Annotated in this window: 15 protein-coding genes; 7 read left to right on the forward strand and 8 right to left on the reverse strand. The window is 70.5% G+C overall.

Features of this window, described 5'->3' with window-relative positions; translation table 11 throughout:
- Window positions 1–133: 133 nt before the first annotated feature.
- A complete protein-coding gene (locus AMYBE_RS0103745; protein WP_020657999.1) occupies window positions 134–616 on the reverse strand; it encodes a DUF3093 domain-containing protein in 483 nt (160 codons plus the stop codon).
- A gap of 24 nt (window positions 617–640) precedes the next feature.
- On the opposite strand from AMYBE_RS0103745, the gene dut reads away from it, so the two are divergent.
- Both dut and AMYBE_RS0103755 read left to right on the forward strand, forming a co-directional pair.
- Entirely contained in the window at window positions 641–1,144 is a 504-nt protein-coding gene (gene dut, locus AMYBE_RS0103750) for a dUTP diphosphatase (RefSeq protein ID WP_020658000.1), read from the forward strand.
- A complete protein-coding gene (locus tag AMYBE_RS0103755) occupies window positions 1,144–1,821 on the forward strand; it encodes a DUF3710 domain-containing protein (RefSeq protein WP_020658001.1) in 678 nt (225 codons plus the stop codon). The genes dut and AMYBE_RS0103755 overlap by 1 nt, the downstream gene beginning before the upstream one ends.
- 53 nt (window positions 1,822–1,874) lie before the next feature.
- On the opposite strand, the gene AMYBE_RS0103760 is transcribed toward AMYBE_RS0103755, so the two are convergent.
- The gene (locus tag AMYBE_RS0103760) at window positions 1,875–2,621 is read right to left on the reverse strand and encodes a hypothetical protein (RefSeq protein ID WP_020658002.1); all 747 of its coding nucleotides are present in this window, start codon (window positions 2,619–2,621) and stop codon (window positions 1,875–1,877) included.
- Window positions 2,622–2,724: 103 nt separating this feature from the next.
- Between AMYBE_RS0103760 and AMYBE_RS0103765 the strand changes: the two genes are divergently transcribed.
- Window positions 2,725–3,105 carry an OB-fold nucleic acid binding domain-containing protein gene (locus tag AMYBE_RS0103765; protein ID WP_009075573.1) on the forward strand — a complete coding sequence of 127 codons (381 nt, stop codon included), beginning with the start codon at window positions 2,725–2,727 and terminating at the stop codon, window positions 3,103–3,105.
- Window positions 3,106–3,114: 9 nt separating this feature from the next.
- Entirely contained in the window at window positions 3,115–3,855 is a 741-nt protein-coding gene (locus AMYBE_RS0103770) for a DUF3159 domain-containing protein (RefSeq protein WP_027927350.1), read from the forward strand.
- A 91-nt stretch (window positions 3,856–3,946) separates the two neighbouring features.
- Here the strand turns inward: AMYBE_RS0103770 and AMYBE_RS0103775 are convergent, their stop codons facing one another.
- Entirely contained in the window at window positions 3,947–4,603 is a 657-nt protein-coding gene (locus tag AMYBE_RS0103775; RefSeq protein ID WP_020658004.1) for a potassium channel family protein, read from the reverse strand.
- Window positions 4,603–5,268, reverse strand: coding sequence for a potassium channel family protein (locus AMYBE_RS0103780; protein ID WP_020658005.1), 666 nt, complete (start codon window positions 5,266–5,268; stop codon window positions 4,603–4,605). Before AMYBE_RS0103780 ends, AMYBE_RS0103775 begins: the two co-directional genes overlap by 1 nt.
- Before the next feature lie 155 nt (window positions 5,269–5,423).
- On the opposite strand from AMYBE_RS0103780, the gene AMYBE_RS0103785 reads away from it, so the two are divergent.
- A complete protein-coding gene (locus tag AMYBE_RS0103785) occupies window positions 5,424–7,472 on the forward strand; it encodes an APC family permease (RefSeq protein ID WP_020658006.1) in 2,049 nt (682 codons plus the stop codon).
- Entirely contained in the window at window positions 7,469–8,653 is a 1,185-nt protein-coding gene (locus AMYBE_RS0103790) for a class I SAM-dependent RNA methyltransferase (RefSeq protein WP_020658007.1), read from the forward strand. Before AMYBE_RS0103785 ends, AMYBE_RS0103790 begins: the two co-directional genes overlap by 4 nt.
- 22 nt (window positions 8,654–8,675) lie before the next feature.
- Here the strand turns inward: AMYBE_RS0103790 and AMYBE_RS0103795 are convergent, their stop codons facing one another.
- The 4 genes from AMYBE_RS0103795 to AMYBE_RS0103810 all read right to left on the reverse strand — a co-directional run bounded on the left by AMYBE_RS0103795 (window position 8,676) and on the right by AMYBE_RS0103810 (window position 14,025).
- Window positions 8,676–9,095, reverse strand: a complete 420-nt coding sequence (locus tag AMYBE_RS0103795) for a hypothetical protein (RefSeq protein WP_020658008.1) — start codon at window positions 9,093–9,095, stop codon at window positions 8,676–8,678.
- Window positions 9,096–9,387: 292 nt separating this feature from the next.
- Window positions 9,388–10,941 carry a GMC family oxidoreductase gene (locus AMYBE_RS0103800; protein WP_020658009.1) on the reverse strand — a complete coding sequence of 518 codons (1,554 nt, stop codon included), beginning with the start codon at window positions 10,939–10,941 and terminating at the stop codon, window positions 9,388–9,390.
- Window positions 10,938–12,464: an APC family permease gene (locus AMYBE_RS0103805; RefSeq protein WP_020658010.1), complete on the reverse strand. Its 1,527-nt coding sequence runs from the start codon at window positions 12,462–12,464 to the stop codon at window positions 10,938–10,940. Before AMYBE_RS0103805 ends, AMYBE_RS0103800 begins: the two co-directional genes overlap by 4 nt.
- A 91-nt stretch (window positions 12,465–12,555) precedes the next feature.
- Window positions 12,556–14,025, reverse strand: coding sequence for an aldehyde dehydrogenase family protein (locus tag AMYBE_RS0103810; protein WP_020658011.1), 1,470 nt, complete (start codon window positions 14,023–14,025; stop codon window positions 12,556–12,558).
- A gap of 208 nt (window positions 14,026–14,233) precedes the next feature.
- Between AMYBE_RS0103810 and dxs the strand changes: the two genes are divergently transcribed.
- Window positions 14,234–16,156 carry a 1-deoxy-D-xylulose-5-phosphate synthase gene (gene dxs / locus AMYBE_RS0103815; RefSeq protein WP_020658012.1) on the forward strand — a complete coding sequence of 641 codons (1,923 nt, stop codon included), beginning with the start codon at window positions 14,234–14,236 and terminating at the stop codon, window positions 16,154–16,156.
- Window positions 16,157–16,239 lie beyond the last annotated feature (83 nt).

The raw sequence follows: 16,239 nt of genomic DNA on the forward strand, positions 1-16,239 counted from the left end.
GGGTCGGCCTTCGGGCCGGCCCCTTTCCCGTGCGCTCGGAAACCGTACGTCCGGTCCGCCGCGAACGACGACTTGACGGAATCCAAGTCCGTGCGCAGCTCTTCCCGGACTTCCGGCAGGTCCGCGGTGGGAGTCAGGCGCCGCGCAGCAGTTCGGCGACCTTCTCCGGCTTGCGGGTGCTGAACAGCCAGTACGGCGTCGGGTCGGCCGGGTCGGTCAGGGTCAGCCGGATCGCCGGCCCCACCCAGCCGCGGTGCACCACGAACGCGGCCGGGTCGCCGTCGCGGCCCAGCGCGTGCCGCTTCGCGTCGCCCTGGACGATCTTGATCTCGCCGACGTAGCGCAACGGCAGGTGCGCGTCGCCGACCCACAGCTCCGGCTCGTCCCCGCCGGTGATCCGGACCCGGGCGCGGCCGAGCGACAGCAGCAAGGCGGCCATCACCGGCACCGCGATGCCCAGCGGGATCCACATCGGGATCGACGGATAGCCGAGGTGGACCTCGACGCCGAGCAGAATGGCCCCGGCCATCGGCAGGATCCAGCCCCACCACGGCAGGTACAGCCGTTCGGAGTGTGCGACGACGCCCGTCGCGGCGGTGTTCACGCGGTCAGCCACGGGACAAGGGTAGTCTCGCCGCCCGTGTCCAGCGTTCAGGTCCTCCTTCAGCGGCTCGACCCCGGCGTCCCGCCGCCCGCCTACGCCCGGCCCGGCGACGCCGGGGCCGATCTCGTCACCACCTCGGATATCGTGCTCGGACCCGGCGAACGCGGGGTCGTCGGCACCGGGGTCGCGATCGCGCTGCCGCCCGGGTACGCCGGGTTCGTGCACCCGCGCTCCGGGCTCGCGGCTCGCGTCGGCTTGTCGGTGGTGAACACTCCCGGAACGATCGACTCGGGCTACCGCGGCGAGATCCGGGTGTGCCTGGTCAACCACGACCCGCGCGAGAAGATCGTGCTGTCCCGGGGCGACCGGATCGCGCAGCTCGTCGTGCAGCGCGTCGAGCACGCCGACTTCGTCGAGGTGGCCGAACTGGGCGAGACTGAACGCGGCGCCGGAGGTTACGGCTCGACCGGCGGGCACGCCACACTGGTACCCGGCGCCGGAGACACCGGCGCGGGCACCGGGGAAGGAACGGAACGATAGTGGGGATTTTCGGACGCAAGCGCCGGTCCGGCGGGGACGAGACCGGGGGCGTCACCTCCGAGGACGCCGAGCGCGACGTCGACACCGCCGGCGAAGCCGACGACGTCCTCGACGACGCCTTCGACGACCAGCTTTCGGCGACGCCGGACGGCCCCTTCGACGTCGCCGACGCCGAGGAGGACGGCATCCCTCGGATCGACCTCGGCTCGGTCAAGGTGCCGGTGCCCGACGGGTCGCAGGTGCAGGTCGAGATGGACCCGGACGAGGGCGGCGTGCGCGCGGTGCACGTCGTGACCGAGATCGGGCAGATCACCGTGAGCGCGTACGCCGCGCCCAAGTCCGGCGGGCTGTGGCGCGAGGTCAGCGACGAGCTCGCCGACCAGCTGCGGACCGACGGGGCGAAGGTCAACGTCGGGCGCGGCGAATGGGGCATGGAGCTTTCCGCCATCGTCGGCGACGTGGCGCTGCGGTTCGTCGGGGTCGACGGGCCCCGGTGGATGCTGCGCGGGGTGATCGCCGGGCCGCAGTCGACGGCGGCACAGGCGCCGGAGGTGCTGCGGGCGATCGTGCGGGCGACGGTGGTGGACCGGGGGAATTCGCCGATGCCGGTGCGGACTCCGCTGCCGATCACGTTGCCGGAAGCGGTCGCGCAGCACATCGCCGAACAGCAGGGCTGACCGCCGCTTCCCCCGTTCCCCGTACCCCGTCCGTGAAGGGCCCCTTGAGGGAATCAGATTCCCTCAAGGGGCCCTTCACGGACTGGCTCGGCGGTCAAAGCGCGCAGGTAGGCCAGCACAGTCGCCCGGCCGAGCGATTCCGGGTCCGTCCCCATCGCGGCGAGCGTCGTCTCGCCGTATTCGCCTCGGGGGAGTGCACCCGCCCAGGCCCGGGCCACCGCGGCCGGATGGATCGGGTCGTCGGTGCACGCACCGATTCCGGCCGGGACATCCAGACCGCGCAGCAGCGCGAGCTCGGGGGCTGGTCGTCGTGCGGCGACGCGCAAGCCGGCGGCCAGTCCATCGCCGTGCCCGCGCCACGCGCGGCTCAGTTCCGCGGCGAGCCAGGGCGGGCTGCCCGCTTCGGCTTGCGCGATCGCCGCGTCGACGCCCTTCTCGGCCACCAGATCGGCGGTGAGCGTCGCGGCAAGCGCTGCGGGTGCTGGTCCGGGCTCGCCGTTCCAGGCGGGGAGGGCGGCCAGCAGACCGGCGCAACGGCCGGGATTCGCGACCGCCCATTCGGCGGCCAGGTGCGCGCCGAAAGAGATCCCGCCCACGAGGAGGGTCCCGTATTGGTCCGCCAGACGGTCCAGTTCGGCGAGAAAGCCGTCCACTACGGCGGCGCCGGGGAGCGGCTTTGGCGTGGTCAGAGGCAGGCCCAGGGCGGCGAGCGGACCGCCGAACACCGCCCGCACGAAGACCTCGTCGGAGCCCGTTCCGGGCAGCAGGACGGCGGCGGGAGGACGGATTGCGGACGTCACGTTGCGATCTTGCCGCAAACCCGTTTCCCTTGCTGAGACCACAGCTACGCTGGAAGAGCACGGGCCGAACGAAGTCGGGGGCCCCGGAGCACAGGAGCACGCCATGTCCGCCAAAGACGGCGGCTACTTCAGCCGGTTGGTTCGCAAGCTGACCAGCGACGTCGAGGATCTCGACGCCGACGAAATGTCCGAGCGGTCCGGTGCCGAAGGCGCGCAGCGTGCCTGCGATTGCCGGTCGGGCGAAGAGGTGACCGTGCTCGGCAGACTGCGCAGCGTCGAGCTGTCCCCCACCGACGGACCCGCCTCGCTGCAGGCGGAGCTGTTCGACGGCACCCAGGGCGTGACGCTAATCTGGCTGGGCAGGCGCCGGATCCCCGGCATCGAGCCAGGCCGCACTGTCAAGGTCCGCGGCCGGATGGCCGAACGGGACGGGCAGAAGGTGCTCTACAACCCGTATTACGAACTCCAGAGCCCGGTAGGGTGATCAACACTCGTGACTGAACCCGCTCCTCGCGACGAGAAGGCCGTGCCCGGAAGCGGGGACGACGACCGCCAGCCCACCCTGATGGAACAGATGGGCGGGGTATCCGGCCTGTTCTACTCGTCCGTGCCGGTGATCGTGTTCGTGCTGCTGAACGCGATCTTCGGGCTGACCGCGGCGATCTGGGGCTCGATCGGCAGCGCCGTCGCGATCACCGTGCTGCGCGTGGTCCGCAAGGAGCCGCTGCAGCCGGCCATCTCGGGTTTCTTCGGCGTCGCGGTCGCGGCGTTCATCGCGTTCCGCACCGGCTCGGCGAAGGGGTTCTTCCTCTTCGGCATCTGGGCCAGCCTGCTCTACTGCGGCGTGTTCGTGGTGTCGGTTCTGGTGCGCTGGCCGCTGGCCGGTGTCATCTGGAACGCCCTCAACGGCACCGGCACCGGGTGGCGCCAGGACAAGCCGTCCCGCTACGGCTACGACGTCGCGACGCTGGCCATGGCGGTCATCTTCGCCGCCCGGTTCGTGGTGCAGCGCTGGCTCTACGACGGCAACCAGACCGGCTGGCTGGCGTTCGCGAAGATCGCCATGGGCTATCCGCTGTACGCGATCGGCCTGCTGGTCGTCGTGTGGGCGGTGCGGCGGTCGGACAAGCGGCTGAAGGCGCTCGCCGAGAACGAGCCGGAACCGGAGACCGACGCACAGGCGGAGGCCAGGCTGCGCGAGAAATACGCGCAGGCCCCCACCCCCGAATCCTGACAGCCGCCGCCCCAATGTGGCATTGGGTGCATGCAACGCACCCAATGCCACATTGGGTGCGTCAGATGCACCCAATGTGGCATTGGGGCGGTCAGTAGCCGAGCGCCGACCGGATTTCCGGCTCCACGTCCGAAGTCGCCACGAACAGCAGTTCGTCGCCGGCCTCCAGCGGGTCCTCCGGCTGCGGCACGATGACCCGGTCGCCGCGCAGGATGGTCACCAGCGCCGCGTCGCGCGGCAGCGCCAGTTCGCTCACCGGCTTGCCGGCCAGCGGCGTCTCCTCCGGCAGGGTGAGTTCCACCAGGTTCGCCTGCCCCTGACGGAAGGTCATCAGCCGCACCAGGTCGCCGACGCTCACCGCTTCCTCGACCATCGCGGCGAGCATCCGCGGCGTCGACACCGCGACGTCGACGCCCCACGCGTCGGTGAACAGCCATTCGTTGGCCGGGTTGTTCACCCGCGCCACCACCCGGCGCACCGCGAACTCGGTCTTCGCCAGCAGCGACACCACCAGGTTGGCCTTGTCGTCACCGCTCGCCGCGATCACCACGTCGCAGCGTTCGATGCCGGCCTCCTCGAGGATCGACACCTCGCAGGCGTCGCCCAGCACCCAGTCGGCCTGCGGCACGGATTCCGGCTCGAACTCGTCGGCGTCCCGCTCGATCAGCATCACCTGGTGGTTTGCGTCGATGAGCTCGGCGGCGATGGACTGCCCGACGGCGCCCGCGCCCGCGATCGCGACCCGCATCAGTTCTCCTCCTCGGGGGCGCGAGCGGCCACGCTCGTCACGTCTCCGACGGTGCCCGATCGCGCCGCCACCCATACGTCGTCGTCGGCCTGCACGACGGTTTTCGCGTCCGGCAGCACCGGTGTGCCGAACCGCATCATGAACGCCACCCTGGCCCCGGTCGCTTCCTGCAGTTCGCGCACGCTGCGGCCGACCCAGCCCTCGTGCAGCGGAAGCTGCAGCAGTGCGACATTGCCGGACGGGTCGCGCCAGGCGGAGGCGACGCCGTCGGGCAGCAGGGTGCGCAGGAACCGGTCGGTCGTCCACGGCACGGTCGCGACGGTCGGAATGCCGAGCCGTTCGTATACCGCGGCGCGCTTGTGGTCGTAAATGCGCGCGACCACATGTTCGATGCCGAAGTTCTCGCGCGCGACCCGAGCGGAAATAATGTTGGAATTGTCGCCGCTCGACACAGCCGCGAACGCGCCCGCGCGCTCGATTCCGGCTTCGATGAGCACTCGGCGGTCGAATCCGACCCCGACGACCTGCTGGCCCTGGAAGTCGCTGCCCAGCCGGCGGAACGCCTGCTGGTTCTTGTCGATGACGGCCACTTCGTGGCCGAGCCGCTCCAGCGCCGCGGCCAGGGACGCGCCGACCCGGCCGCATCCCATGATCACCACGTGCACGCTTAGCCTCCTAGCAGGGGGTGGATGACCCGTTCGTGGGTACCCTCGGACACCAGCGCCGAACCTACCTTGCCTTGTCCCTGCCCGTTAGCTCTGCCTTCCTCCTCGGCCCCCGCGCCCAACGGAGAAGCCGCGCTTCGCTGTACATTCTGCAGGTGTCGAAGTTCCCGACCGTGCTGAAGCGGCTGGTCCTCGGACGTCCGTTCCGCAGTGACCGTCTCTCCCACACACTGTTGCCGAAGCGCATCGCGCTGCCGATTTTCGCCTCTGACGCGCTGTCCAGCGTGGCGTACGCGCCGGAGGAGATCTTCCTGACGCTGAGCGTCGCGGGCCTGTCCGCATACGCCTTCGCGCCGTGGATCGGCGTCGCGGTCGCGCTGGTCATGCTGGTCGTCGTCGCCTCGTATCGGCAGAACGTGCACGCCTACCCGAGCGGCGGCGGCGACTACGAAGTCGCGACCACCAACATGGGCGGCAAGTTCGGCCTCACGGTGGCGAGCGCGCTGCTGGTCGACTACGTGCTGACCGTCGCGGTGTCCACTTCGTCCGGTGTCGCGAACATCGGCTCCGCGGTGCCGTGGGTGGCCGATCACAAAGTGATCACCGCGGTCGCGATCGTGGCGATTCTGACCGCGCTGAATCTTCGCGGAGTGCGCGAATCCGGCAAAGCGTTCGCCATCCCCACCTATGGATTCATCGCCGGGATTCTGCTGATGGTCGCCTGGGGTCTGTTCCAGGCCGCGACCGGCACCGAGATGCGGGCCGAGAGCGCCGGGTTCACCCTGCACCAAGAGGGCAGCTGGGCCGGGTTCGCGTTCGTGTTCCTGATCCTGCGGTCGTTCTCCTCCGGTGCCGCGGCGCTGACCGGCGTCGAGGCGATCAGCAACGGCGTGCCCGCGTTCCGCAAGCCGAAGTCGAAGAACGCCGCCACCACGCTGCTGCTGATGGGCGTGCTCGCGGTGACCATGCTGGTCGGCATCATCACGCTCGCGGTCGTCACCAAGGTGAACTTCGCCGAGGATCCGGCGCGGCAGCTGGCCGGCGCGCCCGCGGGCTATGAGCAGAAGACGATCGTCGCGCAGATCGCGCATGCGGTGTTCGCCAGCTTCCCGCCGGCGTTCTACTACATCTCGTTCTCCACCGGCATCATCCTGCTGCTGGCCGCGAACACCGCGTTCAACGGATTCCCGGTGCTCGGCTCGATCCTCGCCCAGGACCGCTACCTGCCGCGCCAGCTGCACACCCGCGGCGACCGGCTCGCGTTCTCCAACGGGATCCTGTTCCTCGCGGTCTTCGCGCTGGTGTTGATCATCGCGTTCGACGCGGAGGTCACCCGGCTGATCCAGCTGTACATCGTGGGCGTGTTCGTGTCGTTCACGGTGAGCCAGGCGGGCATGATCCGGCACTGGAACCGGCTGCTGGCCAAGGAGACCGACCCGGGCGCGCGGCGGCGGATGCGCCGCTCTCAGACGGTGAACGCGATCGGCCTGACGATGACCGGCACCGTGCTGGTCATCGTGTTGATCACGAAGTTCCTGCTCGGCGCGTGGATCGCGATCGCCGCGATGGTGGCGATCTTCGCGCTGATGACGGCGATCCGGAAGCACTACGACCGGGTGGCCGACGAACTGAAGGAGATGGGCGAGGCGTCGACCGTGCTGCCCTCGCGCAACCACGCCATCGTGCTGGTGTCGAAGCTGCACCGGCCGACGCTGCGTGCGCTGGCCTACGCGAAGGCGATGCGCCCGGACGTGCTCGAGGCGGTTACTGTCAACGTGGACGATGTAGACACCCGGCACCTCACCCAGGAATGGGAAGAGCACAAGTTCAAGGTGCCGCTGAAGGTCGTCGAGTCGCCGTACCGGGAAATCACGAAGCCGGTCTTGGACTACGTGAAGCGCGTGCGCGGCGCCAATCCGCGCGACGTGGTCACGGTGTTCATTCCCGAGTACGTCGTCGGGCACTGGTGGGAGCAGGTGCTGCACAACCAGAGCGCGTTGCGGCTCAAGGGGCGGCTGTTGTTCCAACCGGGCGTGGTCGTGGCGAGCGTGCCGTGGCAGCTGGAGTCGTCGGCGAAAGCGGCCGCGCGGCTGCGCAAGACCCGTCCGTCCGCCGGTGACGTGCGACGCGGCTTCGCGACCGGTGCGCCGAGGCCCGCTGACGCGGCCAAGCCGGCCCCTGTAACCAAGGAGAATTCTGAATGAGCTGGCTAGGGCGCACCCTGGAGCTGGAAGTCGGCCCGGTGGCGCACGGCGGACACTGTGTGTCGCGGGCAGACGGCCGGGTGGTGTTCGTCCGGCACGCGCTGCCCGGCGAACGCGTGCGCGTCGAGGTGACCGAGGACAAGGGCGGCTCGTTCTGCCGCGCGGACGCGGTGGAAGTCCTGGAGGCGTCCGCGCATCGCGTCACGCCGCCGTGTCCGCTCGCCGCTCCCGGCGGCTGTGGCGGCTGCGACTGGCAGCACGCGTCGCCGGAGTACCAGCGCTCGCTGAAGGCGGCCGTCGTGGCTGAGCAGCTGCAGCGGCTGGCCGGCGTCACGCGCGACGTGGTGGTCGAACCGCTGGACGAGAATCCGCTCGGCTGGCGCAGCCGCGTCCGCCTGGTCGCCGGCCGGGACGGTCGGGCCGGGTTGCGCGCGCACCACAGCCACCGCGTGATCCCGCTGGACGACTGTCCCATCGCCGTGCCCGGATCGCTGGACACCGCGTTGAGCAAGCGCTGGCGTCCCGGCACCGAACTGGAGGTGACCAGCGACGGCGAAGGCCACCTCCACCTTCGCGAACTCGCGACGGTGCGCGGGCGAACCCAGGGCAAGCAGCTCTCCGGCGGGCTGGCGGTGCAGCACGCCGCCGGCCGCGAATGGCGGCTGGACGCACACGGCTTCTGGCAGGTCCATCCGCGCGCCGCGGACGTGCTCGCGCAGGTCGTCGGCGACTGGGCGGAAGCGCCGAACGGCGGGGTCGCCTGGGACCTCTACGCGGGCGTCGGCCTGTTCGCCGCGGTGCTGGCCGAGCAGGTCGGTCCGGACGGCCGGGTGCTGGCCATCGAATCCGGCCGCCGCGCGGTCGCCGACGGCGAGCGGAACCTGGCCGATCTGCCGCAGGTGAGCTGGCAGACCGGGCGGGTGGAGCACGTCATCGAAGACGCCCCGACGCCGGTCGACGTCGTGGTGCTGGACCCGCCGCGCAAGGGGGCCGGCCGTGCCGTGGTCGAGGCGATCGCGGCGGGGGAACCGGACCGGGTCGTGTACGTGGCGTGCGACCCGGCGGCGCTTGCGCGGGACGTGGCGTTCTTCGCCGAGCACGGGTACTCGTTGACCGATTTGCGGGCGTTCGACGCGTTCCCGATGACGCATCACGTGGAGTGCGTCGCGCTGCTGCAGTGAGTCTGGCGGCGGCGAGGTGCCGTCAGGTCGACCGCTGCACCGCGGCGGCCGCCGCGAGCCCCGTCGCGACCAGTACGAGCCCGGACACCAGCAGGACCCACGCCCCGACCGCAGGCGACACTCCTGCGGACGGGGCGAGGTCGTCGTCCTTGGGCAGCGTGACGATCAGGTAGCGCAGCAGAATGCCGGCTACCGCGATCCCGGCGAGAGTCGTGAAGGCGAGCGGCTCGTCCTGGCGCCGTCGCAGTGTGAGGACCGCCAGCCCGAACGCGAACGCGAGCGCACCCGCGCAGGCCAGCCGGAGCCCGAGGTCCAGGTCTGGCTCGGCAGCCCCCGGCGGAAAGTGCGCAGGCAGGTAGTGAGCGGTCGGCAACGCAAGCCCGACGCCGCCCCCGACCGCGGCGACCGTCCCGGCCCACCCGAGCGCCCGATTGCCTGCCATGCAACGAAGTTTACGACTCGTGCCGGGCGGTTCCGGAGAATTTTCCGGGTCGACCGGCACGAGCCTGCAGTGTGACGGTGGTCACAATTTGGCCACTTGAGAACCTCTCCGCGCCGCTGGGCGACTGACCGGATGCGCATCACGGCAGGTGCGCCACCCGCCGGCTTCGGCCGGCCGGTCTCGAAGCGGAGGGGCAGGCATGTTTCGGCACAGGCTTACGCGGGCGGTCGCGGCAGGAGCGCGGGCCGCGCGAGGGCTCACCGGCTGGCCCGGGCGAGCGCCCGCGGGCCTCTCAGCCTCGGTCCTCCTTCAGCAGATCCGCGCACTTCTCGCCGATCGCCATCGTCGTGATGCACGGGTTCACGGTCACCAGGAACGGCATCACCGAAGCGTCCGCCACCCGCAACCCCTCCACTCCGCGCACCCGCAGCCGCGCGTCCAGCACCGCGTCCGGGTCGCCGTCCGCGCCCATTCGGGCGGTGCACGCCGGGTGGTACACCGTGTTGTGCGTCTTGCGCAGGTAGTCGGCGATCTCGTCGTCGGTGGTGCAGTCGCGGCCGGGCGCGAGTTCCGTCCCGGCCCACTCGTCGAGGGCCGGCTGGGCGGCGATCTCCCGGGCCAGCTTCACGCCGTAGGTCATCACCCGCATGTCGTATTCGTCGGTGAAATACCGCGGGTCCACGCGCGGCTTGTCGCGGAAGTCGCGGGTGCGCAGCCGCACGGTGCCGCGGGAGCGGCTGCGGGTGACGTTCGGGGTGAGGCAGAAGCCGTTCTCCGTCGTCGGATAGCCGTGCCGGACGGTGTTCAGGTCGAACGGCACCGAGCCGTAGTGGAACATCAGGTCCGGGCGGTCCAGGCCGTGCTCGGTCGTGGTGAAGATGCCGATCTCCCACCACTGCGTGGATTCGGTGGCCATCGGCTGCAGCGCGTCCCACATCACCAGGCCCTCGGGGTGGTCCTCGAGGTTCGCGCCGACGCCGGGCGAGTCTACCAGCACGTCGATGCCGACCTCGCGCAGGTGTTCGGCAGGGCCGATGCCGGACAGCATCAGCAGTTTCGGCGTGTCGATCGCGCCGGAGCTCACGATCACCTCCCGGCGCGCGGTGATCGTGCTGTGGTGGATCAGGTCCGCGTCCAGGATTTCCACGCCAGTGCACCGGCGTCCGTCGAAGACCAGCCGCTTCGCCCGCGCGCCGGTCCGCACCTCCAGGTTCGGCCGCTTGCCCAGAACCGGGTGCAGGTACGACACCGACGCCGACGAGCGGGTGCCGTCCTCGCGGGCGTTGATCTGGAACCAGTTCGCGCCGTGCGTGACGGTCTTGCCGGAGTTGAACTCGGCGGTCGGGATGCCCGCCTGCGCGCAGGCGGCCAGCAGCGCGACGCCGGTCGGGTCGCGCGGCGGCACCGACCGGATGGTCACCGGGCCGGAACGGCCGTGGTGCCCGCCCGGGCCGTCGTTGGTCTCCAACCGGCGGTACAACGGGAAAACGTCCGCCGCGGACCAGCCGGGCAGTCCCATCGCGGCCCACTCGTCCAGGTCCTCGGCCGGCGCCCAGAACGCGATGCACGAGTTGTGCGACGAGCACCCGCCGAGCACCCGGGCGCGGGCCTGGCGCAGGAAGGAGTTGCCCGCTTCCTGTGGCTCCACCAGGTAGTCCCAGTCGTACCCGGACTCCAGCAGGCCCATCCAGCGGGTGAGCTCGAGCACCTCCGGAACGTCCACATCGGACGGTCCGGCCTCGAGGACGCAGACCGTCGCGCCCGGGTCCTCCGACAGCCGGGCGGCCACCACCGATCCGGCCGTGCCGCCGCCGACCACCACGTAGTCGAATTCCGCACCGCTCACCGGGAAACCTCCTCGTCGGACGCGAGGGCGGCGGCGTGGTCCGCCAGCACCCCGACCTTGTGTCGTTGCACGAACCAGTAGTAAGCGAAGCCGCCGGCCGCGAAGACGCCGACGAACAACACCGAAATCCATTTCAGGTACCAGTGGAACGGAGGGGACGCGTTGTAGATCTCGTTGCGCGGCCAGGCCAGGTTGATCGTCATCGCGCCGCCCCACAGCACCGCGAGCACGTTCACCGGCAGGCCCCAGCGGCCGAGGGAGAACCGGCCGGACGGGGCGTCGCTGCGCGGCCAGCCGCCGCGCAGCCGGCGGATCAGCATCGGGACGGTGACCAGCAGGTAGGCCAGATAGATCAGGATGATCGCGAGGCTGGTGACCGCGGAGAAGATCTGCGTGGAGTTGATGTTCAGCACCAGCAGGGCCACCGCGAGTACGCCGATCACGATCGCGGGCAGCACCGGCGTGCCGGTCTTCTTGTTGACCCGCGCCAGTTTCCGGCCGCCGGGCAGGGCGTTGTCCCGGGCCATCGCGAACGCGATCCGGATCGCCGCGGTGTGCACGGCCAGCACGCACACCGTGATCGCGATGAACACCACGAACAGGAACACCCGGCCGATCGCCGGGCCGAGCGCGTCGGTCAGCACGTACTGCAGGCCGACCGTGCCCAGTTCCGGTGCGTGGATGCTGCCGACCGCCATCAGCGCGAACAGAATGATCAGTCCGCCCAGCACGAACGACGCGATCAGCGCGCGCAGGATCGCCTTCGGCGCGTTTCGATGCGGGTTCAGCGACTCCTCGCCGAGCGAGGCGGCGGTGTCGAAGCCGTACATCACATACGACGAGGCGATCCCGGCGATCAGGAACGCGCCAAGGTACCCGGACGAATGCCCGGCCTCGGTCCCGTTCGTCTGGGTCACCACCGACGGGCCGCGCACGAAATGGAACGCGAGGAACACCACCAGCAGCACCGCGAAAAGCAGCTCGACGAACACGCCCGCGCTGTTGATCCGGGCCATCAGTTTCACGCCGAACGCGTTGACCAGCGTCGTGAACGCGATCAGCACGGTCGCCAGCAGCACGCCGTTGGCCGCGTCGCTGGTGCCGGTCCCGTCGCCGATGAACTGGAAGAACTGGGTGATCTGCGGCAGCGTCCGCTGGTAGGCGAGCGCGGTCGCGGAAATCGAGACGATCGAGGCGAGCAGCATCATCCAGCCCGCCATCCAGGCGATGTGCGGATTGCTGAGCTTTTTCGTCCAGTTGTAGATCGAACCGGCGACCGGATACTGCGCGGCCAGTTCGGCGAAGCAGAGCGCCACCGTCAGCTGCCCGAGGAACACCGCCGGCCAGGACCACCAATACGCCGGCCCGCCTTCGGACAGCCCCAGGTAGGAAAGCTGGAACACCCCGGTCAGCACCGAGATGTAGCTGATCCCGGCAGCGAAGGTGTGAAAACTGCCGAGCGTTCTCTTGAGCTGGTTGGTGTAGCCGAATTCGCCGAGTTCCTGGTCGCCGGTGTCGGTCAAGGGCACGAGATCCTTTCGATGGGGTTCGCGTGCGCAGGGGCGGCCGGGCAACGCAGGCCCCGGTCCGGCACGCGCCCGCGCACCCGGGGGATCAGCCGGAGAACCAGCGCTGGGGGCCCGGCCTCAGGTTCTGGTAGATGTGCTTGGCCTCGGTGTACTCCGCCAGCCCGGTCGGGCCGAGTTCGCGGCCGAAGCCGGACTGCTTGTACCCGCCCCATTCGGCCTGCGGCAGGTACGGGTGGTAGTCGTTGATCCACACCGTGCCGTGCCGCAGCCGGTTCGCCACCCGCTGGGCGCGCGCGGCGTCCTGGGTGAAGACCCCGCCGGCCAGGCCGTAATGGGTGTCGTTGGCGATGCGGACCGCGTCGTCCTCGTCGGTGAACGTCTCCACGGTCAGCACCGGGCCGAACGACTCCTCGACGACGGCGGTGCTGCCTTGCCGCACGTTGTCGAGAATCGTCGGCAAGTAGTAGAAGCCCTCCTGCAACGCCGGATCGTCCGGGCGCTTGCCGCCGGTGCGCAGCACCGCGCCTTCCTCGATCGCGGTGGCGACGTAGCGCTCCACCTTTTCCCGGTGCGCGGCCGAGATGAGCGGCCCGGTCTCGGCGTTCTCGTCGAACGGCCCGCCGAGGCGGATCCGCTCGGCGCGGCGCACCAGCTCGTCGACGAACTCGTCGTGCCATTCGCGCTGGACGATCAGCCGCGCGCCGGCCGAGCACACCTGGCCGGAATGCAGGAACACCGCGGTCAGCGCGTAGTCGACCGCGGTTTCGAAGTCCGCGTCGGCGAACACGACGTTCGGGTTCTTCCCGCCGAGTTCGAGCGCGACCTTCTTCACCGTCGCCGCCGCGTTCGCCGCGATCACCTTGCCGGTGGCCAGCCCGCCGGTGAACGAAACCAGGTCGACGTCCGGATGCGTGGAAAGGGGCGCGCCCGCCGTCGGGCCGGCGCCGAGCACGAGGTTCGCGACGCCGCCGGGGAGTCCGGCCTCGGAGAGCAGCTTCATGAAGAGGATCGACGTGTGCGGCGTCAGCTCGCTCGGCTTGAGCACGAACGTATTGCCCGCGGCCAGCGCCGGCGCGATCTTCCAGACGGTCTGCAGCAGCGGGTAGTTCCACGGCGTGATGAGGCCGCAGACGCCGACGGGTTCGTAGACGATCCGGCTGAACGAGTCGGCGCTGCCGGTGTCCACGACCCGGCCCGCCTCGTTGCCCGCGAGCTTGCCGAAGTAGCGCAGGCAGGCCGCGATGTCGCTCATGTCGTAGCGGCTCTCCACCAGGCGTTTGCCGGTGTCGAGCGATTCGGCGCGGGCGAACGCCTCGGCGTCCCGGTCGAGCAGGTCGGCCGCGTGCAGCAGCAGGTTCCCGCGCTCGGCGGCCGGGGTGCCCGGCCACGGACCGGTGTCGAACGCCCGGCGGGCAGCGGCGATGGCGGCCTCGGTGTCCTCCGGCGCAGCCTCCGCGACCTCGGCGACCAGGCTGCCGTCCGCGGGGCACCGGATCTCGCGCCGGCCGCCCGCGCGCGCGTCCACCCATTCGCCGCCGATGTACAAGTCCGCCATGGGGTCCTCTCGGGCTCGGGGTCCGTCCGGGATTATCGCGAACACGCGGGGTGACCGCGAGTTGACCGACCGAGCAGGTGATCTTCCCCGCACGTGGAGTTGCGGACCGGCGGCGGCTGTGCTCCGGGCGGCGGGGGGCCGGACCGCGGTAGCGGCCGTCCGTAGACTGGCCGGACCGGCGGAGAGAAGACACGGGCGAGGTGGAGCGGTGACCATGCTGGACTCGGTGCACGGACCGGCGGACCTGAAGCGCATGAGCGTCGAGGACCTCGGCGAGCTGGCGGCCGAGATCAGGGACTTCCTCGTCGACAAAGTCCGCCGCTCGGGCGGGCACCTCGGCCCCAACCTGGGCGTCGTGGAACTGACCCTCGCACTGCACCGGGTGTTCGACTCGCCGCGCGACGCGATCGTGTGGGACGTCGGGCACCAGGCGTACGTGCACAAGATCGTCACCGGCAGGCACGACCAGTTCGACAAGCTGCGCCAGCAGGGTGGCCCCACCGGGTACCCGTGCCGCAGCGAGAGCGAGCACGACCTGGTGGAGAGCAGTCACGCGTCCGCCGCACTGTCCTATGTGGACGGAATGGCGAAGGCGTTCGAGCTGTCCGGCGGCCCGCGCCGGCACGCGATCGCGGTGGTCGGCGACGGCGCGCTGACCGGCGGCATGTGCTGGGAGGCGCTCAACAACATCGCCGCGCGCAAGGACCGACCGGTGGTGATCGTGGTCAACGACAACGGCCGGTCGTACTCGCCGACCATCGGCGGGGTGGCCGACCATCTCGCGTCGTTGCGGCTGCAGCCGGGCTACGAGCGGCTGCTGGACGGCGGCCGCGAGCTGCTGCGCAGCACCCCGGTGGTGGGCAAGCCGATCTACGCGGCGCTGCACGCGGCGAAGGCGGGCATCAAGGACGCGCTGAGCCCGCAGATGATGTTCTCCGACCTGGGCCTGAAGTACCTCGGACCGGTCGACGGGCACGACCTGGTGGCGCTGGAGAAGGCGTTCCAGAGCGCCCGGGTGTTCGGCGGCGCGGTGATCGTGCACGTGGTGACCGAGAAGGGCCACGGCTACGCGCCCGCGGTCAACAACCAGGCCGACCAGATGCACCAGACCGACCCGATCGACCCGGAGACCGGCCTGCCGCCGGTGAAGGGCCCGAGCTGGACCGGCGTGTTCGGCGACGAACTGGCGAAGATCGGGGCGGAGCGCGAGGACGTCGTGGCGATCACCGCCGCGATGCTGCGCTCGACCGGCCTGGAGAAGTTCGCCGAGCGCTTCCCGGACCGCTGGTTCGACGTCGGCATCGCCGAACAGCACGCGGTGACGTCGGCGGCCGGGCTCGCGATGGGCGGCTGTCACCCGGTGGTGGCGCTGTACTCGACGTTCTTGAACCGCGCGTTCGACCAGGTGCTGATGGACGTGGCGCTGCACCGCCAGCCGGTCACGCTGGTGCTGGACCGGGCGGGCATCACCGGCCCGGACGGCCCGAGCCACCACGGCATGTGGGACCTCTCGCTGCTCGGCATGGTGCCTGGGATGCGGGTCGCCGCGCCTCGCGATCCGGGAACTCTGCGCGAGGAACTGCGCGAAGCGGTCGCGATCCAGGACGGCCCGACCGCGCTGCGGTTCTCGAAGGGCAGCGTCGGCCCGGACGTGCCCGCGGTGGAGCGGATCGGCACGGTCGACGTGCTGCGCCGTCCTTCGGCGTCCACGGACGTGCTGCTGGTCGCGGTGGGCCCGTTCGCGCAGCTGGCTCTGTCGGCCGCGGACCGGCTCGCGGACCAGGGCATCGGCGTGACGGTCGCGGACCCGCGCTGGGTGGTGCCGGTACCGGCCGAGCTGGTGGCGCTGGCCGAACAGCACAAGCTCGTGGTGACCGTGGAAGACAGCGGTCGGCACGGCGGATTCGGTTCCGCACTGGCCGCGGTGCTGCGGGATGCGGAGTGCGACGTGCCGCTGCGCGACCTCGCGGTGCCGCAGGCGTTCCACGACCACGGCACCCGGGGCGAGGTACTGGACCGGATCGGCCTGACCGCCCAGGACGTGGCGCGCCGGATCACGGAGTGGGCCGCGGGACGGCTCGGATCGGACTCGGACGTCGAGGAGACGACCGGCGGGAAGCCCCGCGCCTGAGTTGAGCCCGTGATGGCTTTCAGTCCGTGAAGGGCCCCTTGAGGGAATCCAAGTCCCGCAAGGGGTCCTTCACGGCCCTGGCT

Origin of the sequence: Amycolatopsis benzoatilytica AK 16/65 (assembly GCF_000383915.1) — a bacterium.
GTDB lineage: Bacteria > Actinomycetota > Actinomycetes > Mycobacteriales > Pseudonocardiaceae > Amycolatopsis > Amycolatopsis benzoatilytica.